20 protein-coding genes are annotated in these 25103 nt (G+C 42.3%); 16 read left to right on the top strand and 4 right to left on the bottom strand.

Annotation, left to right across the window (positions count from 1 at the left end; translation table 11 throughout):
* Positions 1 to 176: 176 nt before the first annotated feature.
* The 5 genes from AB5170_RS12160 (at position 177) to AB5170_RS12140 (ending at position 6522) form a co-directional block, all read left to right on the top strand.
* The gene (locus AB5170_RS12160; protein ID WP_118577669.1) at positions 177 to 1481 is read left to right on the top strand and encodes an ABC transporter substrate-binding protein; all 1305 of its coding nucleotides are present in this window, start codon (positions 177 to 179) and stop codon (positions 1479 to 1481) included.
* A 156-nt stretch (positions 1482 to 1637) separates the two neighbouring features.
* The gene (locus tag AB5170_RS12155) at positions 1638 to 2516 is read left to right on the top strand and encodes a carbohydrate ABC transporter permease (RefSeq protein WP_173715719.1); all 879 of its coding nucleotides are present in this window, start codon (positions 1638 to 1640) and stop codon (positions 2514 to 2516) included.
* Positions 2517 to 2530: 14 nt separating this feature from the next.
* Positions 2531 to 3358 (top strand): carbohydrate ABC transporter permease, encoded by an 828-nt coding sequence (locus AB5170_RS12150; protein WP_118577667.1) that lies wholly within the window; start codon positions 2531 to 2533, stop codon positions 3356 to 3358.
* Between the two features lie 4 nt (positions 3359 to 3362).
* Positions 3363 to 4673, top strand: coding sequence for a trehalase family glycosidase (locus AB5170_RS12145; RefSeq protein WP_368361589.1), 1311 nt, complete (start codon positions 3363 to 3365; stop codon positions 4671 to 4673).
* A 196-nt stretch (positions 4674 to 4869) separates the two neighbouring features.
* On the top strand, positions 4870 to 6522 hold the full coding sequence (locus tag AB5170_RS12140; protein WP_368361588.1) for a glycoside hydrolase family 43 protein: 1653 nt from the start codon (positions 4870 to 4872) through the stop codon (positions 6520 to 6522).
* A gap of 14 nt (positions 6523 to 6536) precedes the next feature.
* Here the strand turns inward: AB5170_RS12140 and AB5170_RS12135 are convergent, their stop codons facing one another.
* From AB5170_RS12135 to AB5170_RS12125, 3 genes are read right to left on the bottom strand one after another with little or no spacing between them, the layout of a single operon-like run.
* Positions 6537 to 9125 (bottom strand): family 78 glycoside hydrolase catalytic domain, encoded by a 2589-nt coding sequence (locus AB5170_RS12135; RefSeq protein ID WP_368361587.1) that lies wholly within the window; start codon positions 9123 to 9125, stop codon positions 6537 to 6539.
* A 15-nt stretch (positions 9126 to 9140) separates the two neighbouring features.
* Entirely contained in the window at positions 9141 to 9785 is a 645-nt protein-coding gene (locus AB5170_RS12130) for a YitT family protein (RefSeq protein ID WP_294422685.1), read from the bottom strand.
* A gap of 11 nt (positions 9786 to 9796) precedes the next feature.
* Entirely contained in the window at positions 9797 to 10852 is a 1056-nt protein-coding gene (locus tag AB5170_RS12125; RefSeq protein ID WP_294422687.1) for a LacI family DNA-binding transcriptional regulator, read from the bottom strand.
* Between the two features lie 402 nt (positions 10853 to 11254).
* Here AB5170_RS12125 and AB5170_RS12120 point away from each other — a divergent pair, with 402 nt between their 5' ends.
* From AB5170_RS12120 to AB5170_RS12090, 7 genes are all read left to right on the top strand, one after another.
* Positions 11255 to 12229: a substrate-binding domain-containing protein gene (locus AB5170_RS12120; protein ID WP_226814899.1), complete on the top strand. Its 975-nt coding sequence runs from the start codon at positions 11255 to 11257 to the stop codon at positions 12227 to 12229.
* A gap of 116 nt (positions 12230 to 12345) precedes the next feature.
* Positions 12346 to 13314, top strand: coding sequence for an ABC transporter permease (locus tag AB5170_RS12115; protein WP_226814898.1), 969 nt, complete (start codon positions 12346 to 12348; stop codon positions 13312 to 13314).
* 13 nt (positions 13315 to 13327) lie between these two features.
* A complete protein-coding gene (locus AB5170_RS12110) occupies positions 13328 to 14842 on the top strand; it encodes a sugar ABC transporter ATP-binding protein (RefSeq protein ID WP_368361586.1) in 1515 nt (504 codons plus the stop codon).
* A gap of 19 nt (positions 14843 to 14861) precedes the next feature.
* Positions 14862 to 16292 carry a family 43 glycosylhydrolase gene (locus AB5170_RS12105; RefSeq protein ID WP_294422696.1) on the top strand — a complete coding sequence of 477 codons (1431 nt, stop codon included), beginning with the start codon at positions 14862 to 14864 and terminating at the stop codon, positions 16290 to 16292.
* A gap of 97 nt (positions 16293 to 16389) precedes the next feature.
* Positions 16390 to 17349: a nucleoside hydrolase gene (locus AB5170_RS12100; RefSeq protein WP_294422698.1), complete on the top strand. Its 960-nt coding sequence runs from the start codon at positions 16390 to 16392 to the stop codon at positions 17347 to 17349.
* Positions 17350 to 17517: 168 nt separating this feature from the next.
* A complete protein-coding gene (locus AB5170_RS12095) occupies positions 17518 to 19134 on the top strand; it encodes a DUF5605 domain-containing protein (protein WP_368361585.1) in 1617 nt (538 codons plus the stop codon).
* A 149-nt stretch (positions 19135 to 19283) separates the two neighbouring features.
* Positions 19284 to 20654: an MATE family efflux transporter gene (locus tag AB5170_RS12090; protein ID WP_148461482.1), complete on the top strand. Its 1371-nt coding sequence runs from the start codon at positions 19284 to 19286 to the stop codon at positions 20652 to 20654.
* A gap of 118 nt (positions 20655 to 20772) precedes the next feature.
* On the opposite strand, the gene AB5170_RS12085 is transcribed toward AB5170_RS12090, so the two are convergent.
* Positions 20773 to 21612, bottom strand: a complete 840-nt coding sequence (locus tag AB5170_RS12085; protein ID WP_195589344.1) for a NifB/NifX family molybdenum-iron cluster-binding protein — start codon at positions 21610 to 21612, stop codon at positions 20773 to 20775.
* Between the two features lie 402 nt (positions 21613 to 22014).
* Here AB5170_RS12085 and AB5170_RS12080 point away from each other — a divergent pair, with 402 nt between their 5' ends.
* The 4 genes from AB5170_RS12080 to AB5170_RS12065 all read left to right on the top strand — a co-directional run bounded on the left by AB5170_RS12080 (position 22015) and on the right by AB5170_RS12065 (position 25017).
* On the top strand, positions 22015 to 22746 hold the full coding sequence (locus tag AB5170_RS12080) for an ABC transporter ATP-binding protein (protein WP_173718622.1): 732 nt from the start codon (positions 22015 to 22017) through the stop codon (positions 22744 to 22746).
* Positions 22746 to 23669, top strand: coding sequence for a SufD family Fe-S cluster assembly protein (locus AB5170_RS12075; protein WP_118577643.1), 924 nt, complete (start codon positions 22746 to 22748; stop codon positions 23667 to 23669). The genes AB5170_RS12080 and AB5170_RS12075 overlap by 1 nt, the downstream gene beginning before the upstream one ends.
* Positions 23670 to 24020: 351 nt before the next feature.
* Positions 24021 to 24551: a pentapeptide repeat-containing protein gene (locus AB5170_RS12070; protein ID WP_368361601.1), complete on the top strand. Its 531-nt coding sequence runs from the start codon at positions 24021 to 24023 to the stop codon at positions 24549 to 24551.
* Between the two features lie 328 nt (positions 24552 to 24879).
* The gene (locus AB5170_RS12065; RefSeq protein WP_368365070.1) at positions 24880 to 25017 is read left to right on the top strand and encodes a hypothetical protein; all 138 of its coding nucleotides are present in this window, start codon (positions 24880 to 24882) and stop codon (positions 25015 to 25017) included.
* Positions 25018 to 25103 lie beyond the last annotated feature (86 nt).

Genomic DNA, 25103 nt, shown 5'->3' with positions numbered 1-25103 from the left:
GTACATTACCAAAAAAATTAGGCACTGGTAAAAAAACAGAACAATGGTATTATATAACCATAAGATATTTCCCGGGGATACAAAGAAACAAATTAAACGTGACCGAAAAGTAAATGGCAATCAAGAGTAAATTATAACAAAGTTCAATAATTTTGAAAATTCTGGAGGAATTTATAATGAAAAAGAGAGCATTAGCTATTTTAATGGCAGCATTAACAGCAAGCACAATGTTTGCAGTTCCTACATTTGCAGCAGATTACTCAGGAGAGGATCCGCAGCTTGAGAAAAACATCAAAATCCTTACCATCTGGGCAGAAGATAATGACAATGGTATGCTGTTAAACAAAATCTGCGAAGACTATCAGAAAAATGTAAACCCGAATTTCACATGGGAATATGAGATGGTTGCTTCTGACAACCTTCAGCAGAAAATTGCTACACTTGCAGCATCCAATGATCTTCCGGATCTGTTCGCTTACGAAGCAGGTGCTCCACTCAGCGTTCTCATCGATTCCGGAAAGGTTAAAAATATTACAGAAGCTGTTGACGAGATCGGAACAGCAGATTATTTAAACAGCGGTGCTGTTGAGCTTCTGAAAGGATTATCCGGAACAGATGATCTTTATGATCTTCCTCTTGGACTGAATGTAGAAGGCTTCTGGTACAACAAAGCCCTGTTCGAGCAGGCAGGATGCGAAGTTCCTACTACATGGGATGAGTTTGAAGAGGTTCTTCAGAAACTTTCTGATGCGGGTATCCAGCCTCTTACAACTGGTGGATCTGACAAATGGGGTGCAACCCGTCTGATCAATGCATACGCAGTAAGAACCGCAGGAAACGACATTATGACAAAAGCAGCTGACGGCGAAGTTCCTTATACAGATGAGAAACTTGTTGCAGCAGCTGATAAGATTGCAGAGTGGGCAGAGAAAGGATATTTCGGAGAAGGTATCACAACAGTTGATATGAATACAGCTGGTTCCATGCTGATGAGTGGAAAAGCAGCTATCTTCTACAATGGTTCCTGGTTTACACAGAACCTGACAGATGATTCCCAGAACCCGGCAGGCGAGGACGGAATCGGATTCTTCAACATTCCGGTTGCAGATGAGTCCATCAGCTCCGCTACTTCTTACTCTATGAACTGTGGTAACATTCTTGCACTTGACAACGACAAATATGATGAGGCTACTGGCTGGTTCCTGAAATACTTCATGGAGAACATCGGAAACGTAGCTATGGAAGATCAGGGAACTGTTAAAGGCTACACATATGATGTTGCAGCAGATGATATGGATAACTACACCAAGCTTGTTCTTGACGAGATTGACAAATCCACAGAAGGATTTGCATGGTGGGAAGCAAAAATGCCTAGCGAAATCTCCAAGACAGCTCAGGAAAATGTACAGCCTCTGTTAAACGGCGAAATGACTGGCGAAGAATATATGCAGTCCATCCAGGATGTATATGACATGCAGTAAGTAACAGCTTTGGCAATATAAGCTTTGAACTTCAAATGGGAGTGTTTGCCAGCAGACACTCCCATTTTTATGTTAGAAGACAGGATGTTAGATGTGGGAGCGCCAAAGGCGCAGAGCATCTGACTTTCGTATTGAAATCAGAAAGGAAGGAATTTTATGAACAAGGTATTAGGTAATAAGAAAGCGATATCCCTTTTCGTAGTTCCGGCATTAATTGTTTACACCATCATCGTAATGGTACCGGTTATCTGGTCGTTGTATTATTCATTCTTCAGCGGCAGCCCGGGACTTCAGTGGGAATTTGCCGGATTTGACAATTATGCAAGACTTTTTAGAGACAAGAACTTCTTAAATGCATTGACAGTAAACTGTAAATATGTATTGGTAGTAACCGTTGGCCAGGTTGGAATGGGACTTTTACTTTCCCTGATGTTTAAATTCTGGCTGAGAAGATGCAAAACCATCGTAAGAACTCTGGTTTTCTTCCCGGTAGTACTTCCTACTGTTGCAGTAGGTCAGCTGTTTGCAAAAATATATGAGATTCAGCCAAACTATGGTCTGTTAAACTCATTGCTTGACTCTCTTGGTTTTACGAACCTTGTTCAGCCATGGATCGGCCAGTCCAGCACAGCTCTCTGGGCATTGTGCGTAATGGATATCTGGGTAGCCATGGGATTCTATTCTGTAATTTTCTATGGAGCACTCCTTGATATCTCTGATGATATCCTGGAAGCAGCCAGAATCGACGGCTGCGGTGGATGGCAGTTATTTAAAAACATTCTTCTTCCGCTTCTTCGTCCGATGGTAATTACCAGCCTTGTATTCAGCTTCTCCGGAACTGTAAAAATGTTCGAGTCTGCTATGGCTCTTACAAAGGGCGGACCTGGAAGTGCAACAAAATCACTGTCCATGTATATGTATGACGTTGCATTTACCTACAACAAGGTTGGTTACGCCAGCGTTATCGCAATCGTGATCTTCCTGATCTGTGTAGTTGGATCTCTTGTTATCAACAAATTTGATGTGAAAGACTGAAAGGAGGAAATATTATGAAAAAAGTAAAAGCAGCTTTTCGAGGAATTGTAATTTTCCTTCTTTGCGTAATTGAGATCTATCCGTTATTCTGGATGCTTACTGCATCATTCAAGAAACAGGCTGAGTGGAGTGAGAAGCCAGCTTATGCGTTAAATGATGGCTTTTATTTCCAGAACTACTCTGATGCATGGACAAGAGGACATATGTCCACATTCTTTAAGAACAGTTTGATCACTACATTAGTAGCACTTGTATTTATTGTATTTTTCTCAGTAACTGTAGGATTTGCTGTAACAAAGATGAAATGGAAATTCAGAAATGCAGTTGCACAGTATTTCCGTTTCGGTATCATGATTCCGGTAGCAATTGCTTTGATCCCGCTGTTCCAGATTTACAGCAGATCAAATCTGTTAAATACCAGAACATGTCTGATCATTACGTACATAGCATTTGGTCTGTCGTTATCCATTTATCTGGTTCAGGGATATCTTCGTTCCTTCCCGGATGATATTATGGAGGCAGCTGTTATTGATGGCTGCGGTATTTACAGACTGATGTGGCATATTGTAACACCGCTTATGAAGAACTCTATTGTAACCGTACTGGTTCTTCAGTTCTTCTTCAAATGGAACGACCTTCTGTTTTCCATGACATTCATCAGTGATTCTGCATTGAAGACTGTTCAGACAGGACTTCTGTACTTCTCTGATGAGTTTGGATCCAAGAACTGGGGTGCAATCTTCGCTTCTGTATCTATGAGTGTATTCCCGCTTCTGATCCTGTACATGGCACTGAATAAGAAACTGATGGAAGGTATGACAGCAGGAGCTGTAAAGGGTTGATTTTATGGAAGATAAAAGGACAGAGCAGTATAGACAGGAATTAAAAGAATTTGTAATGTCTCATACGGAGGATGTGCTTAAGAATCCGCGAAGCTTTATCCGTTACCCGTTTATTGATCCGGGCTCTGTTTACGATGGAAATGTATGGGACTGGGATACCTACTGGTCCGTATATGGCTTTCTGAATCTGGCGGATTCCTACCAGGATCCGTCTGTGAAGCCAAGAATTATAGAGCATGCACAGGGAAATATCCGCAATTTCTTCGACCATCAGCTGGAAGATGGATATATTCCCATGATGATCGAGGTGGCAGACTGGCCGGAGCCTTATCTGAATATGAGGCATAAGGAAGGCAAGATTATGAATATGCATAAGCCCTTTCTTTGCAGTCAGATGTGCCTGATCAGTGATTATACTGGTGATTATGCCTGGACGGAAGAATTTCTTTCAGGCGTGGCGAAGTATTTTGAATGTTATGATCACTATTATTTTCATGAAAACAGCGGACTGTATGTATGGCAGGATGATATTATGATCGGTATGGACAATGATCCGGCTACTTTTGGCCGTCCGCCATTTTCCACTGCCAATATTTATCTGAACAGCTTTATGTGTGTAGAACTGGAAGCTGGTGCCAGATTATACAGACAGTTTGGCAAGGAGGAAGCGGCAAAGAGACTTCTGGATAAGCGCGAGGCACTGATCGGTGCTATTCAGCAGGAATGCTGGGACAAACGTGATCATTTCTTCTATTCAGTTGATGTGGATATTAAGACAAGGAAATACGACTGGTTCCACCAGGGGCTTGGAGTTTTCTGGAAAACACTGCCCATCAAGATTCGTGTATGGTCCGGATTTATTCCCATGTATGCAGGAATTGTCACGAAGGAGCAGGCGGCAGACATGGTGAAACATATTTTTGATCCCGATACCTTTGGTTCTGACTTTGGTCTGACCACGCTTTCAAAGGATGAAAAAATGTTTGACCTGTCTGTTACCAATAACCCGTCCAACTGGCTTGGCCCGATCTGGCTGGTTGCAAACTATGTGGTATTCCGCGGACTTTTGAACTACGGATACCGCATGGAGGCGGAAATTATGTATAAGCGCACCATGCGCCTTCTGGGAGAGGACCTGGAGAAAACAGGATGTCTTCATGAGTATTACAATCCATTTAATGGAGAACCGGTTATGAATGGTGGCTTTATTAACTGGAATATACTGGCATTGAATATGGCAGATGAGCTGAAAGGAAAGAAACCAATGTGTCTGCCAGAATTGCTGGAAAAACAGGCAGAAAAGCAATCGTTATAATAAGATTTTTCTGCTGTGAGGTAAGTAAATACAGGAAAAGGATTGCAGAATACGTGAAATTTTGCAGTCCTTTTTTGTTTGACCGGTAAAAAACATCTTTCTGAAACAAAGTGTGTACAAAAAAATTTAAATAGCTTATACTTAGAATGTGTTTTAAGTTTATTTTGTAAAATGAAACAGATAAAGGAGCAAAAACATGATTCAGAACCCGATTCTTCCGGGATTTTGCCCGGATCCAAGTATTATACGTGTTGGAGAAGATTATTATATTGCAAATTCAAGCTTTGAATGGTGGCCTGGTGTGAAAATCTATCATTCTAAAGATCTGAAGCATTATGAACAACTGCCATCGCCGCTGAACAGAATGAGCCAGCTTAATATGGTTGGTGAGGATGATTCCTGTGGCGTATGGGCACCGGATATTTCCTGGGACGGGGAATACTTCTGGCTGATTTATACGGACGTGAAAACTCGTACCGGAGGACTTTTTAATACCCATAATTATCTTGTAAAATCAAAGGACATCCGTGGCGGCTGGTCTGAGCCGGTTTATCTGAACAGCTCAGGTTTTGACCCATCTGTATTTCATGATACAGATGGCAAAATGTATATTGTGAATATGATCAACAATTTCAAGGGAATTCTGGTGCAGGAGTATGACCCGGTACAGGAGCGCCTGGTAGGGGAAGCGAAAAATGTTTTTCCGGGAACCGGAAGAGGCTATACAGAAGGACCACACATTTACCATATTGGAGAGTATTATTATTTGTTAATGGCAGAGGGAGGAACCGGTTACGACCATATGGTGACAATGGCCCGGGCGAAATCTATCTGGGGACCTTATGAGGAAGATCCGGGTAACCCTGTGCTGACCTCAGATATGGAGAATCCAGATGAGCTGCAGCGTTGTGGGCATGCAGATATTGTATGTACCCAGAAAGGTGAGTGGTATATGGTACATCTTTGCGGTAGACCACCGAAAGGCAGCGGACAGTGTGTATTAGGCCGTGAAACGGCAATCCAGAAAATGGTTTGGAACGAAGAAGGCTGGCTTAGAATGGCCTGTGGCGGCAACTTCGGGCAGTGGGAGACAGAAGAGCCGGAAGGACTTGTTGAGTGTCTTTTCCCGGAAGAAGCAGGGAAGGATTACGGCAGGGACGATTTTGATATTGAGATTTTAGCACGTGGAAAATCTGGCGGTGACTTTGAGAACAATACAAGTAAAAACAAAAGCTCAGAATATCTGGATGTGCGCTACACCTCCCTGCGCCAGCCCTATGACAGCTACACAAGTCTGACGGAGCGTCCGGGCTACCTGCGCCTTTACGGTCAGGAATCCCTGAATTCCTGCTATGACGTAAGCCTGGTGGCAAGGCGGCAGATGGAGCGCCATGTCCAGGTGGAAACATGCGTTGAATTCACCCCGACCTGCAGGGAGCAGATGGCAGGTCTTGCCTACATGTACGATACCGGCAATTTCTATCTTCTGATAAAAACCAGAGACGAAGAGTTTGGAAATCAGAACCTGGATCTGAAAAGACCAGCCAAACTTCGTCTGATAAAAAGCGATCACTTCGATGTCACGGATGCGATTCCGGAAATTGATATTCCAGAGGATGAACCTCTGTTCCTGCGGGTTGTGACTACCCAGGAGGGGCTATATGCGAAATTCTTTTACTCATTGGATGGAAAAGAGTATAAAGAACTGGCGGAACTGCCTACCAAAATCCTCACAGATGAGCAGAGTGACGGTTTCACTGGGGCACACTTCGGAATGTATTGTCATGATATGACCGGGCTGAGACGATATGCGGATTTTGATTATTTTGAGATTATAAAAACTGAGTAACCGCTATATAAATATCAGGATAATACTACATCAAAATGGTTTTCACCAGAATGTGCTATAAGCTGCTTTCCGTTTGGTAGGTAAACCAGAAGAGTGGTTTGAAATGGAACAGAAACCTGAAAACGCAGGTGAGTCTGTGTATTGTATTCCCATTTTATTTTATAAGTGCCCTGATAAGTTGAGATTTTCCCCTCTGCGTATCCCAGACGTGCGTCTGGCATTGGTGCAAGAAACAGATTTCCTTCTTTGTCAAAACGGAAACCACAGAGATATTCGTACATCCATCCAGCAACACATCCATAAGCATAGTGATTCAGACTATTCATATCAGTTGGGCTGATGCGACCGTGTTTATCAAGGGAATCCCACCGTTCCCAGATACTGGTTGCTCCAAGTTTTACTTCATGTAACCATCCAGGATAGTCTTCGCTTAGAAAAATATCATAAGCTTCTTTGCTCATTTGGCATTTGCAAAGGGCTGGAAGGAGAAAGCGTGTACCAATAAAACCTGTACTTAAATGCATATTGTATTTTTGTAAAGTTGCGTAAAACTCTTTGCATAGCTGAGCTTTTTGTTCAGGAAGATGCAGTTCAAAATATAAAATCAAAGCATAAGAAGTTTGTGTCTGAACTCGGTTTAATGAGCCGGAAGGAGACAGAAATTCTTGTATAAAAGCATTTCGGATTTGTTCTGCTTGTATTTTGTAGTCGTTTTCTAATTTGAGAAAATCAAGTACATGTGCAGTCTGTTGGCATAAAAGAGTTGAGTAATAATAGTATGCACTTGCAACAAGTCCGGTATCTGTAAGTCCTGCTAAGGAATTCTCCTTTGGATTGTCCAACGCTAACCAATCGGCCAGCTGATGATCATTATCCCAGAGAAATTCTTTTCCACCAAGCTGAACACGGAGATTTACATAATTGTTCCATGCGGACATAGCTGGAAAATGGGAAGATAACATTTGCTTGTTATGCGTTCTTAAATAGATTTCCCATGGCAGAACAGTTATGGAATCTCCCCATGCACAAAAACCAATTTTTCCTAATGGCTGATCAGTATCAGCCGAAGGTTTTGGTTTTGGAAGGGGGGCGTATAAAGGAACCAGACCGTGTAAAGCTTTTTGTTCTAATGCGAGATTTATCAGGTAATGGTTTAAAAAGGCAGCAGAATCCATATGGAAACAGGCTGTTCGTGCAAAAATACAGATATCTCCGGTCCAACCCAGACGTTCGTCACGTTGAGGGCAATCTGTAGGCACAGAGAAAAAATTACATTCTTGTGAGCGCTTTGTATTTCTAAATAATATATCAATTTCCTTTCTGGAAGTCTGGATGTTGCCGGTTTCGTGTAAAGCAGACATCAGACGAAAAGCTGTGAAATTCTGTGGATTTGGTGGAAGAGTTCCTGTTACCTTCACATAACGGAATCCATAATAGGTAAAATGTGGTCGTATCCATTTTTGTGTACAGATACCTTTGTAGGAAAATTGAGCCTTTGCAGTTCTTAAATTATCACGATAAAATTCTCCATTTTGTAAAAGCTCACCATATTGCAGCTGGAATTCTCCATATCCATCAAGATAACATTCAACCCAGCCGGTAATCATTTCCTCGAAATCAAGAATCAGATCACCAGAAGGTGTATAAAACATATTTTTTACAGGGTATTGTTTAGTTTTGATAATTGGAAGATCTGTGCGTGGTTTTAGGTTTGCTGGAGAAATTAATGTATCGGGAAATAAAGAATTCTCTGTAGTATGGGTTGAAGGAATTAATATTTTAAGTGTTGCAGAGCTTTTGGGGGATGTGGTATCAATGGATTCCCCATCATAAATGTTGTTTAGAAAAATGTTGCTTCCTGAAGCTTTCCAGGAGCTATCGGTATATATTTCCTTGGAAGTACCATCTGTAAACTCCAGCGAAAGAATTGCGGTTAGCATTTTTTTGTTACCATAGAGGTTTTCGTAACCGCCGCCGAAAGAGAATCGTCCCATATACCAGCCGTTTCCCAAGAGAAAACCAATCTGATGTTCTCCGGCAGAGAGAAATTCAGTAATGTCGTAGGTCTGATATTCATTTATAAAATCATAAGAATGATAACCGGGTGACAGATATTCTTTGCCGACTTTATTTCCATCTAAATAAGCTTCGTAAAGGCCAAGTCCATATGCATACAGCCTGGCTTTGCGGATGGGTTTATTTGTGGTGAAATTACGAAAAATAAATGGCATAGATTGATTTTCAACATGGGCAGTCAGCCATTTTGCGGGCCAGTCACCTTTTGCTCTGGCAGTTTCGAACCAGGTAGGAGCACTGAAAATATGCTGCTTATTCAAAAGTGCAATTTCAACCTGCCAATAATAACGAATGCAGGGCTCAGGGATGAAGTTGGGCTCATAAAAAGGCTGATTCCAGGAATAAAGAGGCTGACTATCAAATACAAGAGCTGATGCTGCAAAATTATTTTTGAAAATTCGAATTCTGGTATAGAGACTGCTATCCTGCGGTTCAAAATCGCTACATTCCCAAGAAAAATGAAGACTGGAAAAATCCCATCCAAGAGGTTGAAATATATGGTTGGTTTGAAGGTTGTTGATTTTCATTATATAAAATCTCCTTTAAAATCCTGCAAGTTTACATATACGAGTTTTGCATAGGCGATTAAAAATAGCAATTACCCGTCCTACGCCGATCATTGCAATTATGGTGCCGATTCCGATTCCAGTCAACTGATGTGTAAAAATCAACCCGATGAGGCAGCTGATTCCAACACTGGAAAAATCGATAATATTTTTTCCAAGCCCCATGCCTTTTTTTGAAACCTCACCAACTGTATGGGCGAGTCCATCGGCCGGATTGGGGATAAAATTCATATTTACCATCATGGCAGCACCAATGCCTGTGAAAACAATAGCCACAAAGAGGAGAAACAGATTTGGCCAGAGCTGGGAATAATTCATGGTAAGAATATTGCCGAAGAAATTCAGAAGGAGACTGAATACCAGACTGAATGGAATCTGGAGTAAATCAGCCCAATGATAATCCGGTCTTCTTAAAATAAATTCAATTCCCACGAGAACAGAATAAACCAAAAAGGTCATGGCGGCGAAATTTAATTTCCATATGGAGGCTATGGCAAAAGGCACAGATATGATAGGCGAAACTCCAAGCCCGGTTTTTGTGCTTAAAGTGATGCCAAAAGCCAGAAAAATACAACCCAGGATATAGAAAAATGTACGGTAAAAATTGCAGGTTTTTTTCATTTACATGCTCCTTATAATTCGTTCTTTTCAGCTGGCCGTACGGAAAGATTACTGCGAATCTTGATAATAGCATTGGTATAATAGTATTCACGAATTGAATCTGGCCCGTTAGTTATTGCATTGAAAAGAATGTCAAGAGGTTTGCTGCCTTGATAACCAGGCTCTTGATCGATGGTTGCAGCAATAACACCGGCTTCCAAAAGCTGTTTGGTGGCTGGTGTGCAGTCATTGGAAATTACTGTTATCTTGCGGTTGCACTCTGTAACAGCACGGCAGGCGGCACTTACGCCTGCAGCAGAAAGATAGAGTGCATTAATTTCAGGGTTTTCCTTCAGGACTTTGCGAGTGATCAAATAACTTTCCACATCATCATAACAATTGTTGGAAACAGTAGCCAAAATCTGTGCATCGGGATAATTATCCCGAAGATAATTCTGGAATCCAGCGTTACGCTGGGTGATACACATAATGTTTTCAGAACCGCTGATGATGCCTACTTTTGCCTTTCCGCCAGTGATCATTCCCATAAGATTAGCGGCAACCTGTCCGCATTGATAAAAATTACTGCCTACATAGGCAATACGTCCGGAATCCGGAATATCAGTATTACAGGTGACTACAGGGATTCCCTGTGAAGAAATCTCCTGAATTTTATGGGCGATTTCAGCTGTGTTATATGCTGTAATAACAATTCCGTTGTATTCATTAGCAACAAAATCGTCCAGAAGCTCCAGCTGTTTATTGATCTCATTTATTGGAGTGAAACGGATGTCTACTGTTACACCAAATTCTTCAAGCTCCAGAGCTTTTTTACGGATTCCCTTTTCCACATCAGCAAAAAACGGATTATAATTATTGGGTGAAATAAGGATAAAACCAAATTTCAGCTTCTTTCTGCGTACTGCAAGATTTTGAGCTGCTTTATTGGGGAGATAATTCAGAGCTTCCATAGCAGCCCGGACCTTCTTCTCTGTTTCAGGGCTTACTCCGCCTCGATTGTTAAGGACTCGGTCTATTGTACCCCTGGAAACATTTGTAATTTCTGCAATCTGTTTGATCGTAGCCATAAAAATACCTCTATACATTTTATTATCGTTGATTAGAACTAAATTTGAATCTGTAAACTCATTATAATTGGTATTTCGGTGCATGTCAATTGAAAAAGTGAAAAATATGTGCGCGAGCACGAAAAAGCACAAAGCACGATAGAAAAATATATGCAAATAATTAAAAAGAAGCAGTGCATATTGCATTATATACAAAAAATAGAAGACAATAATGTTGAAAATGACAGTTTTATATAAGGGTATTGACAGAGACAAGTTGATTTGTTATCATCAAGCCATCAAGTGAACGAGCACGAAACAAATCTGATAAAGCCGCGGAAAAGATAAGTAACGTGCACGGGCAAAATCGAAACGAAAAAATAAACAAAAGAAAAACAAAGGAAATCCAGGGAGGAATTTAAAATGAAAAAAAGATTAGCAGTAGCAGCTATGGCAGCAGTTATGACAGTATCCATGATGGGAATGACATCTGTGGCAGTACAGGCAGATGATACAGTTAAGATCGTTACAATTGGTGTACAGAGCGGTGGCTCTTACTGGGGAAACATTGAGAAAGGATTTACAGAAGCCTGTGAGGAGCTTGGCTGGGAAGGTGATTACTGGACTCCACAGAATGCAGGAAACGATTCTGAGATGGTTCAGCTTGCTGAGAACGCACTGACTCAGGGATATGACGCTATTTGCATGGAAATCAATGATCTTGATATGTACGGTGACGTGATCAGCCGTGCCAAAGAGGATGGCGTGAAACTGATTTCCCTTACAGATGTTGGAGAAGAGAACTGTGATGCATTCGTAGGAATCGACTCCTATGCAAGTGGATATTCACAGGGGGAAAAAATTGCAGAATTTGCAAAACAGCTGGAATACGATTCCATTAATTATGTAACCCTGATGTCAACAACAGACAATGCTTCCCAGCTGAAGAACAGACAGGGTATTGCAGATGCAATTGCTGAAAACTTTGACGGTGAGGTCAACGAGATTGACATTGCAGCAACTGACAGCAATGCAGCAACTGCACAGGACAAATTAAGTGCTTTCTATCTTGCAAACCCGGATCTGAATGCAGTAGCAAGTGTAGACCTTTATGCTGCACTTGGAGCAGCTCAGTTCGTAGATGAGAACGGCTTAGAGGGCAAATTCATTGCTACAGGTCTTGAGCTTACAGCTGATGCATTTAACCGTGTACTGGATGGTGATTTAATGGCAACCTCTTCTGTAGACTCTGTTGGTATTGGTAAAAACTTCTGCTATGTAGCACAGAAAATTTTAAATGGTGAGGACTATGATTACAGCAACCCGGCAGAGAAGATTTGGGTACTTCCGGATGAAGTGGAGAGCTACTGCGCGGAGAACGGAATTGAGTTAAACTAATAAAAAAATAAGCTTCGTTTAGAACCGTTTACGGTGTTTCGCAAATGATGTCCCGCCTTACGGCGGGGTATTTTATACCAAAAATTCGGCATAAATCGAGCCAAAAAGGAGAAATTATGGAAAAAAAGAAACCTTCATTAATAAAAACTCTTTTTCAGATTAAAGAGATCAGCGTAATACTTCCACTGGTAGTTCTGGTAATCGTAGCGATGATTGTGAATCCGTCGTTCCTCAGAATGAGCAATATTCTTGATATTTTAAGAACATCAAGCTTCAACGCGATGATTGCAGTTCCTCTTACTTTCCTGCTTGCATCCGGAAGAATGGATCTTTCCATCGCGGCAACCACCACACTGGGTGGTCTGATCGCAGCAATTGCAGAGACAAATGGTGTTCCTCTTGTATTTTCCATTCTGCTTGCCCTGTTAGTAGGTGCATCAGTAGGTGTACTGAACAGTATTCTTGTTGAAAAATTTGAAATGCTTGGTTTTATTGCAACCATGGCAACCTCTTATGTAGTAAAAGGTATCGCTTCTGTTATCACAAATAATAATCCGGTAAGTGGTATCTCTGATGGTTTCCAGGCAATCGCAAAAACACGCGTTGGCGGAAGCATCTGGATCACAATTATTTATGCTCTTGTAATTGGCGTGGCAGGACAGCTGATCCTGAACAGAACCAAATATGGCCGTGCCACACTGGCTGTGGGAGGAAACCCGGAGACCGCAAACCTTGCAGGTATTGATGTTAAGAGAAGACATTCCGAGCTGTTCATTCTGGTTGGTGTTTTTGCAGCAGTAGCAGGATGCCTTCATTGTTCCAGATTTGCAAGCGCGCAGCTTACAGCCGGAAGCGGTACAGAGCTTACAATTCTTGCATCCTGTATTATTGGTGGAACAAGCCTTCGAGGAGGTACAGGTACTGTAACAGGTTCTTTACTTGGATGTATTCTTTTTGCAACCATCACCAATGCACTTCTGGTTATGGGTGTTCCGACCACATGGCAGAACGTAGTATATGGAGCAATTCTGATTATCGCTTTGCTGATTGATATTTTCAAACGTACCAAGATGTCCAAGGCGTGATAGGAGGAAACAAATGGGTGATACAATTCTGGAAATGAAGCATGTGACCAAGAAATTTCCTGGTGTCATTGCGCTGAATGATGTTTCTATCAATGTAAAAAGAGGTGAGGTTCTGGGAATCGTAGGAGAGAACGGTGCCGGAAAATCCACTCTGATGAAGGTATTAAGCGGAAGCTATACCAATAAAGAATATGAAGGCGAAATCTGGGTAAACGGTGAGAAACAAAGCTTTGCATCTGTTTCTGATGCGAAGAAGATTGGCATTGAAATGGTATACCAGGAAGTAAACGCCATGTACGAAGCAAGTGTAGCTGAGAATATTTTTGTAGGAAACCTGCCTGGAAAAGGCTGGGTAGATTATAAAAAATTATATAAAGATACACAGGATCTTCTGGATCAGCTTGGGCTTCAGATCAGTCCGAAAACTCCGGCTGGAGCATTGAATAGCGGACAGCTGCAGCTGATGTCCATTGTACGTGCAATGGCAGCGCATCCGAAGATTATGGTTCTGGATGAGCCGACTACAGCTTTGACAGATTCAGAGGTTGATATTCTTATGAATTTCCTGGAAAATCTGAGGAAAAGCGGTGTGTCCTGTATTTACATTTCTCACAAATTGGAAGAAATTTTCCGTATCTGTGACCGCGTTACCATTATTCGTGATGGAAATGTGATCACCAGTGGAGATATCAGTGAATTTAATCAGGAAACTCTGGTTCAGGGAATGATCGGACGTAAGGTTGAAAATATGTATGTGAAGAGTGCGCATCAGATCGGTGAGCCAACTCTTGAGGTGAAACATCTTTCCGTTCCTCATCCTACTATTGATAATCGAAACATTGTAGACGATATCAGCTTTTCCGTAAGAAAAGGTGAAATCCTTGGAATTGGCGGTCTGGTGGGAGCTGGACGAAGTGAAGCTCTGGGTGCAATTTTCGGCGAACTGGTACAGGGCGTTCATAAAGAAGTAAAGATCAATGGAAAAGAAGTGACCATCAACAGTCCGAAAGATGCCATCAAAGCAGGAATCGGTTTTGTAACAGAGGAAAGAAAGCGTACCGGATTTATTCAGACCATGAATATTCTTCACAATCTAAGTCTGATTTCCCTGTATGATCTTCCGAAGAAGCATTTTATTGACCGAAAAGTGGAAAATGAAAAAGCAAAAGCTATTTTTGACAGAATGCGGGTAAAAGCCCCTTCCATGAATACCATGGTTGTGAATCTTTCCGGTGGTAACCAGCAAAAGGTAGTACTTGGAAAATGGCTGATGAAGAATCCACAGATTCTTTTTATTGATGAGCCGACCAAAGGTATTGATGTCGGAGCCAAAGCTGAGTTCTATAAAATGATGGATGAACTGGCTGCTGCAGGTGTATCTATTGTTATGGTTTCTTCCGATATGCCGGAGCTGATGTCCATGAGTGACAGAATACTTGTACTTAGCAATGGAAAAATCACCGGTGAGTTCAGTCATGAGGAAGCTGCACAGGCAACAATCATGAAAGCAGCAATTGCGAATCAGTAAAAAGAGATGAGGGAAAAACATGGAAAAACAGGTTTTTAATCCATATTTGCCCAGCTATGAGTATGTACCAGATGGAGAACCTCATGTCTTTGGCAGCAGAGTGTATGTCTATGGAAGTCATGACCGTTTCAACGGAAAGGCTTTCTGCGTAAGAAACTACGTGTGCTGGTCTGCACCGGTGGATGACCTCACTGACTGGAGGTTTGAAGGGGAAATCTACCGGAAGGATCAGGACAGATACTTACCGGATGCAAAAGACCGCAGGCTTTTTGCTCCGGATGTGCAAAAAGGACCGGATGGACGGTATTATCTGTATTATGCCTTTGATTTTTCCGGGGTAATCGGAGTAGCTGTCTGCGATACACCGGCTGGAAAATATGAGTATTATGGAAATGTTCATTATGAAGATGGAACTGTGCTCGGAACCCGGGAGGATGATTATTTTCAGTATGATCCGGGAGTTCTGGTGGATACAGATGGAAAGGTTTACCTGTACACTGGCTTCCGGCCGGAAGGAGAGATGGCGAAGCGTTTTTCCTTTGCAAGACCTACTGCTCCGGGAGGAATGGTGACAGTTCTGGATGAAGATATGGTGACGGTGAAAATAGGGCCGAATGTGTTTATTCCAGCTGGTGAGGAAGCTGTTGGAACAGATTTTGAAGGACACGGATTCTTTGAAGCAGCATCTATCCGTAAAGCAGGGGAAACATATTATCTTTTGTATTCTTCGGAAAATGGACATGAGTTGTGTTACGCCACATCTGCAAGTCCATGCGGTGGATTTCGGTATAGAGGCGTGATAATTTCAAACGGAGATATTGGAATTAATGGAAGAACTGAGCCATTAAATTACACAGGCACCAATCATGGAGGTATTGAAAAAATCGGTGATCAGTGGTATGTTTTTTACCATAGACAGACCAATGGAAATCCCTATTCCAGACAGGGCTGCGCAGAGAGAATCCAGATGCTTGCAGATGGAAGTATTCCCCAGGTGGAGATTACTTCTTGCGGCTTAAATGGCGGTCCGCTTAAAGGCAGAGGCAGCTATAATGCAGGAATTGCATGCAATCTGATGAGCAAAAATGGAGCAGTCCCTTATGTGGCAAATACCCAGGTTTCCCAGGAACATCCTTATATCACACAGGATGGGGAAGAGGGAAAAGAACAGTATATTACCAATATGCAGGATGGTGCACAGGCTGGATATAAGTATTTTAAAATGAAAAAATTAAGTCAGATCGGAGTGGAAACCAGGGGAAAAGGAGCAGGAAAAATCCTGGTGAAAACAGAACTGGATGGAAATCCTGTAGCTGAGGTTGCCCATGCTCCGGGAAGCGACTGGACGACCTGTTATAAGGATGTACAGATTCCGGATGGAACTACCGGGCTGTGGTTTGTTTATCAGGGAGAAGGTTCCATTGAATTTAAAAGTTTTGAGTTGATCTGAAGAATGTAAAAGCGGACAGAGCACGATTAAAGTGGCAGATGTCCGCTTTTAAAATACATATCCGTTAAAAGAAGTACAGAGTCAGGAGGATGTTATTATGTTAAGAAAAAGACCGCTTACGTTCCCAACCGATAAATCGATTCGTGTGATCGCAGACACAGATTGCAGCTGTGAATGCGACGACCAGTTTTGCATTGCCCACATGCTGATGACACCAAGATTTGACATGTGTGGAATAATTGCAGAGCATTACGCTGAGCCGGATTCGGAGCAGAAAAGTTACGAGGAAATTAAACGTGTTATGAGCCTGATGGATGTGGAAGATTCCGGCATCAAGGTTCTTCATGGTGCGAAACAAGCAATGGTGGATATTCACACTCCCGTAGACAGTGAGGGTGCCCGTTTTATTGTAGAAGAAGCTATGAAAGACGATTCCAGGCCACTGTTTATCTGCGGACAGGCAGCCTGCACCAATATAGCCTCTGCATACCTTATGGAACCCCGGATTGCCCGGAAGGTCGTAGTGATTTGGATTGGTGGAAGACCATATCCGGAGGGTGGTTTTGAGTTTAATCAGAATAATGATCTGAATGCAGTAAGAGTGCTTTTCCAGTCTGATCTGGAACTGTGGCAGGTGCCTTTCAATGTTTATACCGCAATGAAAATCAGCTTTTTTGAAATGCTGAATCATGTTTATCCATGTGGAAAAATCGGTGAATACCTGGTGAAGCATACTATGGAAGTAAGCGGCGGTATTTCGGAAAATGTGATCGGAAGCAGGGGCAGTGATATGTCAAAGGGCGCTGCAATCACCTCTTTTGGCGGAGAATTATGGTCGCTTGGAGATTCTGTGTGCGTTGGGCTTATGATGAACAATACTCTGGGAAAGTTCCATATGGAAAAAGCACCAGATGAATTGGATAACCGTGGATTTTATGAATGGTCAGGACGAAAAGGAAGAGAAATACGTGTTTATGACACGATCGATAACAGATTTATAATTCAGGATATGTTTGAAAAGTTCCAGTTCTATTTTGGAAAAAATGAGATGAAATAGTGCCGGTTTTTAAAATAATAAATTCATACATTTTCTTAAGAAAATTGCATTGCAACCCCCATGTTTTCTGCGTATTATGGTAGTAGAAAGCATGGGGGTTTTTGTTCAAAAAGATTTATATTGAAACGAACATAGTGCAGCTAAAAAAATAGAAAGGATTACGAAATAATGAAATTGAATTATGCAAAAACAATAGAAAAATGGGGCATTTTTGAAGTGACCATAAGCGGTCCAAAGGAGGGAAATCCATTTTGTGATCAGTGGATCAAAGGCACTTTTTGCTGTAAAAATGAGAAGAAAACGGTAGATGGTTTTTATGATGGAGATGGTGCTTATAAAGTAAGATTTATGCCGTCTTTTACAGACAAGTATACTTTTGAAATTGAGGCTTCCTTTGATATTAACGCGGGGGAAGAAGTGCCGGATGAAGAAGCGCCTGAACATAAGCTAGGAACTGCTGATGGTGGGAAGGCAGCAGAAAAATGTGCTGTCAGAAATATACTGACCGGAAGTTTTACTGTAACTTCTCCTTCAGCAGACAACCATGGTCCGGTTCGTGTTGCAGGTACCTATTATCTTGCCTATGAGGATGGAACACCCTATCACTGCATTGGAACTACATGTTATGTATGGAATCTGCAGAACGAAGAATTGCAGAAGCAGACACTGAAAACTCTGGAAGAAAATGCTTTTAATAAGATCCGCTTCTGTATTTTTCCCAAGCACTATGACTACAACCTTCATGAGCCAATTACCTATCCTTATGAGGGAACACCCTGCGACAGCTCTGTGTTAAATGAGAATAATTTCGCGGAATATAATGGCTGTGCTCCGGGCAATGACTGGGACTTTACCAGATTCAATCCAGCCCATTTCCAGCATATTGAAAAGTGTATTCAGGCACTTATGAATCTGGGAATTGAGGCTGATCTGATTGTTATGCATCCATACGACAGATGGGGATTCTCCATGATGAAAGCAGAGGATGATGACCGTTACTGGAAGTATGTGCTGGCACGTTTTTCCGCATACCGAAATGTATGGTGGTCCCTGGCTAATGAGTATGATCTGATGCATGAGAAGACTCTTTCTGATTGGGAAAGATATGCCGGCATTATCTGTGAGAAGGATCCTTACCATCATCTCAGATCCATTCATAACTGTAAGGCATATTACGATTATAACCTGCCTTGGATTACCCACTGCAGCATCCAGAGAACAGAGACATACCGTTCCTCCGAGCTGGTAAATGAGTGGCGTGAGAAATATCATAAGCCTGTAATTCTGGATGAAATCTGCTATGAGGGCAACATTCAGTTTGGCTGGGGAAATATCAGCGGTGAGGAAATGACAAGAAGATTCTGGGAGGCATTCTGCCGCGGAGGATATCCGGGACACGGTGAAACCTATCTCAGCCCGGATCGTATTCTCTGGTGGTCTCATGGCGGCGTTCTTCACGGAACCTCACCGGATCGTATTAGATTTCTTGCAAAAATCATGGAAGAAACACCGGGACTTGGTGTGGAACCAATGCCTTGTAAATGGGATGAGGTTGCCTGCCGTGCTACCGGTTTCCCGGCGAGGAAAGATTATTTTATTTACTATTATTCCTTCATGCGGCCGGGCTTTCGTGACTTCTACTTTGATGATACTACAGAGTATCAGGTGGAAATTATCGATACCTGGGAAATGACTATTACAGATGGAGGTATCCACAAAGGTAAATTCCGCGTGCAGCTGCCGGGGAAAGAGTATATGGCAGTGCGCCTACAGATAGCGAAATAATAACCATATTCATACAAAAATCCCAGTTGTGTATGCAGCTGGGCTTTTTGAGCATAAAATTCTTGAATCGTTTTTCAGAATTTGTTATGATTCATATCAGAATTTATGAGAAATAAACAGAAATACTTTTAAACAGGGGAGGAGATTTTTTGGAAGAAACAAACATCAGTCAGGAGCAAAATCCATTGGGAACGGCTCCGGTAGGTGGTTTGATCGGGAAATTTGCAATTCCGGCTATTATCAGCATGCTGGTCAGTGCTTTGTACAATATAGTGGACCAGATTTTTATTGGCCAGGGCGTGGGGATGCTGGGAAATGCGGCTACCAATGTTGCATTTCCTGTAACAACTATTGCAACGGCGTTGGCACTGCTTCTGGGAATTGGAGGTGCGTCTAACTATAACCTGGAAATGGGTGCCGGAAGAGAGAAGAAGGCAAGCTCCATAGCCGGAACTGCACTTTCCACACTGGTGATTACCGGTGTGATTCTGGCAGTGGCAGTACTTCTGTTTTTGCGTCCGCTTCTAAGCTTATTTGGTGCAACGACAGATGTTATGCCCTATGCGGTGGATTATCTTGGGATTACAGCAGTGGGACTCCCTTTTTATGCATTATCCATTGGAGGCAATCATATTGTCCGCGCAGACAGAAGCCCCACATATTCTATGACCTGTGTTCTTACAGGTGCCATCATCAACACAATTCTGGATCCCCTTTTCATCTTTGGGTTTGGTTGGGGAATCAAGGGTGCTGCCTGGGCAACGGTGATCGGACAGGTTGTTTCCGGAATTTTGGTGATTATTTATTTTGGAAAATTTCGTAAAATGTATCTGGAGATGAGCATGTTAAAGCCTTCTTCAGAGTGCCTGAAAGCTATTATTTCTCTCGGAATGGCGTCCTGTATTAATCAGATCGCTATGGCGGTTGTTCAGATTGTACTGAATAATATTTTACGTTATTATGGCGGTTTATCTGTCTATGGAAGTGATATTCCAATCGCCTGTGTAGGAGTTATTTCAAAAGTAAATCAGGTGTTTATGGCGATTTGTATTGGAATTTCCCAGGGCTGTCAGCCAATCTGGGGCTTTAATTATGGAGCAAAAAAATACGACAGAGTAAGGCTTGCATACCGTTATTCTGTGACTGCATGTACGGTGATTGCCACCATATTTTTCCTTTGTTTCCAGCTATTTCCCCATCAGATTGTGAGCATTTTCGGAACAGGAAGTGACCTTTATTTCCAGTTCGCAGAACGCTATCTGAAGATATTTATGTTTATGACTTTTGCAAATGGAATTCAGCCAATGTCCTCAGGATTTTTTACATCTATCGGAAAAGCAAAGCTTGGAATCGTCATGTCCCTGACCAGACAGGTGCTATTTCTTTTGCCATTGATCGTTGTTTTCTCATTAATAATGGGAATTGACGGGGTGATGTATGCTGGACCGATCGCAGATGCAGCGGCATTATCATTGGCGATATTGTTTGCACGAAGAGAGCTTGTGGCCATGAAGAAATAATAAAAAAGACTGATATAAATGATACTGTACTTCAGGAGGTTGTTGGAGTCCGGTATGTTATATCAGTCTTTTTTATAAATACAGCTGATTAACCGTTAGGTTAAATCTGTGTCAGATATTAATGGCAGGAATGACTTCCGCAGCCATGATCGCCACAGCTGTGACCTGCTTCATGATCATGGTGATCGCAATGTACATTGGGGTTATAGCCAAGATTTCCTGCGAGTAATGCGTTTACAGCTTCATCAGCGTTGCCGCTGACACCACCGAAAAGACGGATTCCAGCCTGGGCAAGTGCATTCTGGGCACCGCCGCCAATACCGCCGCAGATCAGGGTATCTACGCCATGTGCAACCAGGAATCCAGCCAGTGCGCCGTGACCGCTTCCATTGGTATCGACTACTTCGGCACTTACAACCTTGCCATCTGCAATGTCATAGATCTTGAATGTTTCTGTGTGTCCAAAGTGCTGAAAAATTTCTCCATTTTCATAAGTAACTGCAATCTTCATAATGATATCTCCTTCATTTTGTAAATTTGATTTGGGAAGTGAACTATTAAATCGGTCAGCGGCTGGCAGTTCCTGTGAAAGGTCTAAGCTGGTAAGCGGAGTCTGTTTAGATTCCTTTCGGCAACAGCATTTCCCGCAGCGCGTATGCTCCCGTCCTTCGCAGAGCCGGTAATTTCCCCCGGCTATGACAAGGCGCTGTCCAAGGACGATGCACCGGGCAATTTTTTCCCGGGCAGTTTCATAAATTTCCGTGACAGTTGTCCGGGAAATGTCCATCTGGGCAGCACATTGTTCGTGAGTTTTCTTCTCCAGATCTACCAGACGGATGACTTCATATTCATCCAGAGTCAGAGTGACAGCTTCCGACTCTCTGGGACATTCTTCAGGAGAAAAAGTTTCATATTGGGGTGCCTGGCAGATTCTGCGGCATCTGGGCGGTCTGGGCATATATGTCACCTCCTTGTTTTCGACATATGTCGATTATAAACCAGAAGAAGAGAAAATTCAATACTATTATTTTCTGAGCGCTATTCAAAGTTGCTCCAATATGGTATAGTTTTGTTACTATTCATTTGCAACGCTCTGCGAGGTGTTTTTGGTGGATAAAGTTTACAGAAAACCAGAGAACTAAGTTTGCGTAGCAAACGCTATTTCTTGTGCCTGTCACAAAAAGGTTCGTGTTTCTGTGCGTCGCGAAGCGCGTTGCTGTGAAGGTCGTGGTTGACAATTTTTTTTATTTGGAGTACAGTCCAAGAAGAGATAAAATCGTTACTGCTCAAAAGCAATTTTTTTCTGGAATTTCGGGCACAATTGGAGCAGTAATGTAAAATTAACAGAAGAGGTACGAATATGCTGAAAGTAAAGAACCTGACTTTTGAAGTGAATGAAGAGGGGAAAAAGCGCTGTCTGGTAAATCACATCAGTTTTGATGTTCAGGATGGAGAAATGCTGGTAATCACCGGACCAAATGGAGGTGGAAAATCCACCCTGGCCAAGGTACTGGCTGGCATTGAGAAAGCAAACAGCGGAGAAATTTATCTGGATGATGAGAACATTACAGGATACGATATTGATCATCGTGCAAATGCGGGAATTGGCTATGCATTTCAGCAGCCACCCCGCTTTAAAGGCATGACCGTGGCAAGAATGTTATCTCTTGCAGCAGGAAAGAATTTAACGGAAAAAGAGAGCTGTGACCTTCTCTCAGCTGTAGGACTTTGTTCCGAAGATTACCTGAACCGTCAGCTGGATGGAACCCTTTCCGGCGGTGAAATGAAGCGAATTGAGATTGCCACAGTTTTAGCGAAGTCTCATAAAGTAAGCATTTTTGATGAACCTGAAGCAGGAATCGACCTGTGGAGCTTTTCCATGCTGATCAAGCGCTTTGAGGAGATTCATCGTGAGAAAAAGGAGTGCCTGATCCTGATTTCCCATCAGGAAAAAATCATCAATATGGCAGATAAAATCATGGTAATTGAAGACGGTGAAGTAAAGAAATATGGTACGAAAGAAGACGTTTTCCCAACCTTATTTCAGCAGGAAAAATGTCAGAAATGTCTGAATGAAGGAGGAAAATGTTGATGGTTAAAGTAGAAGAAACAACCCAGGGTGTGCTTGATAAGATCAGCGAAGGCTTTGCGCAGAAAGGTGCTTTTAATCTCCGTCAGAATGGTATTTCCATCTGTCACGGTGACAGCGAACATATCAAAATAAAGAAAAAAGAGGACAAGCCGGGAATCGATATTTTCATTGACGGGGAGACAAAGGGAGAGAAGGTTTTCATCCCGGTAGTGGTAAGTGTATCTGGAATGACCGATCTGGTTTACAATGATTTTTATGTGGCAGACGGTGCAGATGTTGACATTGTTGCAGGCTGCGGAATCCACAATAGTGGCTGTAATGACAGTCGTCACGATGGTATTCATACTTTCCATGTGGGTAAAAATGCTAATGTACATTACGAGGAAAAACACTATGGAGAGGGGAATGGAACCGGAAGCAGAGTGCTGAATCCCGTAACTAATATTGAGCTTGGAGAGAACTCCGTATTTACGCTGGATACCGTTCAGATCAAAGGTGTTGACTCCACAATCCGTACCACAAATGTTTCAATGGATGCAGATTCCAAGCTGTTTGTTCTGGAACGTCTGATGACAGATGGGGAGCAGAAAGCGGAGTCTGATATTGAAGTCTGTATGAACGGAGCGGGATCTTCTGCACAGATTATTTCCCGTTCTGTTGGAAAGGGAAACTCTTCCCAGGTTTTCCATCCGAAGGCTGTTGGAAAGAACAAATGTCACGCACATATCCAGTGTGATTCCATTATTATGGATCATGCAGAGGTGGGTTCTATCCCGGAAATCCAGGCGAAGCATGTGGATGCTGCAATTGTTCATGAGGCCGCTATTGGAAGAATTAACGATGAGCAGCTTCTGAAGCTAAGAACTCTTGGAATGACGGAAGCTGAGGCGGAAAATGTGATCATTGAGAATTTCCTGAGTTGATAAAAACTTAAACAGAAAAATAACTATTCAGTAGGTATGTACTATTTTGCGGAGGTTGTAACTGTGAAGGTGCTGAATAGTTACACAGAGAATATAGAATCTTCAGGTAGGTTTGGAAGATTTATGAAAAAATGCCAGGCAGCGTCGTTCAAAGACGCTGCCTGGCATTTGACATTATCTAATTTTTACGGATTTTTTGGAACTCCATTTGGAATAATATTTTTTGCCGCTTACAACTTTGTAGGTGCGGATCCGTACATAATATTTTTTCTTTGAAACCAGTTTCTTTAAGGTTGCGCGTGTAGCAGAGCCTTTTACGGTAAGGGTTTTCGCCTTTTTCATGCTGCTGTTCTGGTTGCCTTTATCGGAATCATCTTTACCGGAGTTATCTTTACCGGAGTTATCTTTACCGGAATCGTCTTTACCAGAGTTATCTTTACCAGAATCATCTTTACCGGAATCGTCTTTACCGGAGTCATCTTTACCAGGATTATCTTTTCCTGCGTCCGAGTCATCCTTGCCAGGAGCAGCTGTGATTGTAAAGGTTGTGTTAATAATGCCGGTGTAATTTCCAGCTCCAGTAATAGTTACAGTAGCAGTACCTTCCTTCACATTATCTTTATAAGAAACTGTGAAATCAGTGCCTGCCGCAAGTGTCTTGTCTCCGTATGTAACGGTAACATCCGGGCATTTCTCTGTTCCGTCACTGGTGTAGGAATACTGGGAAAGGGAAGCGGAATAGCGGCTGATATCCAATGGTTTAATGGTAAAGTCTTTCGTAACAGAACCAGTGTAATTTCCAGTTCCAGTGAGGATTGCGGAAGCAGTACCTGCATCCCAGTTGTTTCTGTAGGAAACGTAATAATCCTGGTTCAGGGTTAATTCCTTGTCCCCGCTTTTTACTGTGGCGGTTGGGTGTAAAGAGGAGCCTGTGTAGGTAAGGCTTTCATCGGAAAGCGTAACCGTGCAGCTGCTGATGTCAGCTCTGTTTATAGTAAAGGATTTGGTTACATACCCCTGGTAATTTCCAATTCCATCAATTCCAACCCACGGAGAATTGTAATAACTGCTTGGTTCAATGTTGTTGTGGTATGTTACAGTGAAATCCCTGTCTTTTACCAGGGTTTTACCACTGTGGGTAACTGTCACTTCAGGAGTTACCTCGGAACCAGTGTAATATGCCGGGGCAATGGAGAATCTGGCATTTGCCATGATCTACAATACAATCACTGGAAATGCAGATGCAGTAGAGGAAAATGGCGAGGCAGTCCGTTTGTACCAGAATTTCTGGAGATTCACAAAGGAAAATGTGAAAAGGGACACAAATTTAGTTTTTTATTTAAGATAAATGTGAAAAGGTTGAATGAAAAAGTAACTTCCACCATACATTGACACAGGTAAAATAAGACTTTTTTGCAGGACTAACGTCCATAT

Source organism: Ruminococcus sp. RTP21484sp1_RTP21281st1_A8_RTP21281_210402 (assembly GCF_040914025.1).
Classification (GTDB): Bacteria; Bacillota; Clostridia; order Lachnospirales; family Lachnospiraceae; genus Blautia_A; species Blautia_A faecis.
Note: the sequence above shows the minus strand (reverse complement) of the source record. Positions and strands in the feature narration are given on the sequence as shown.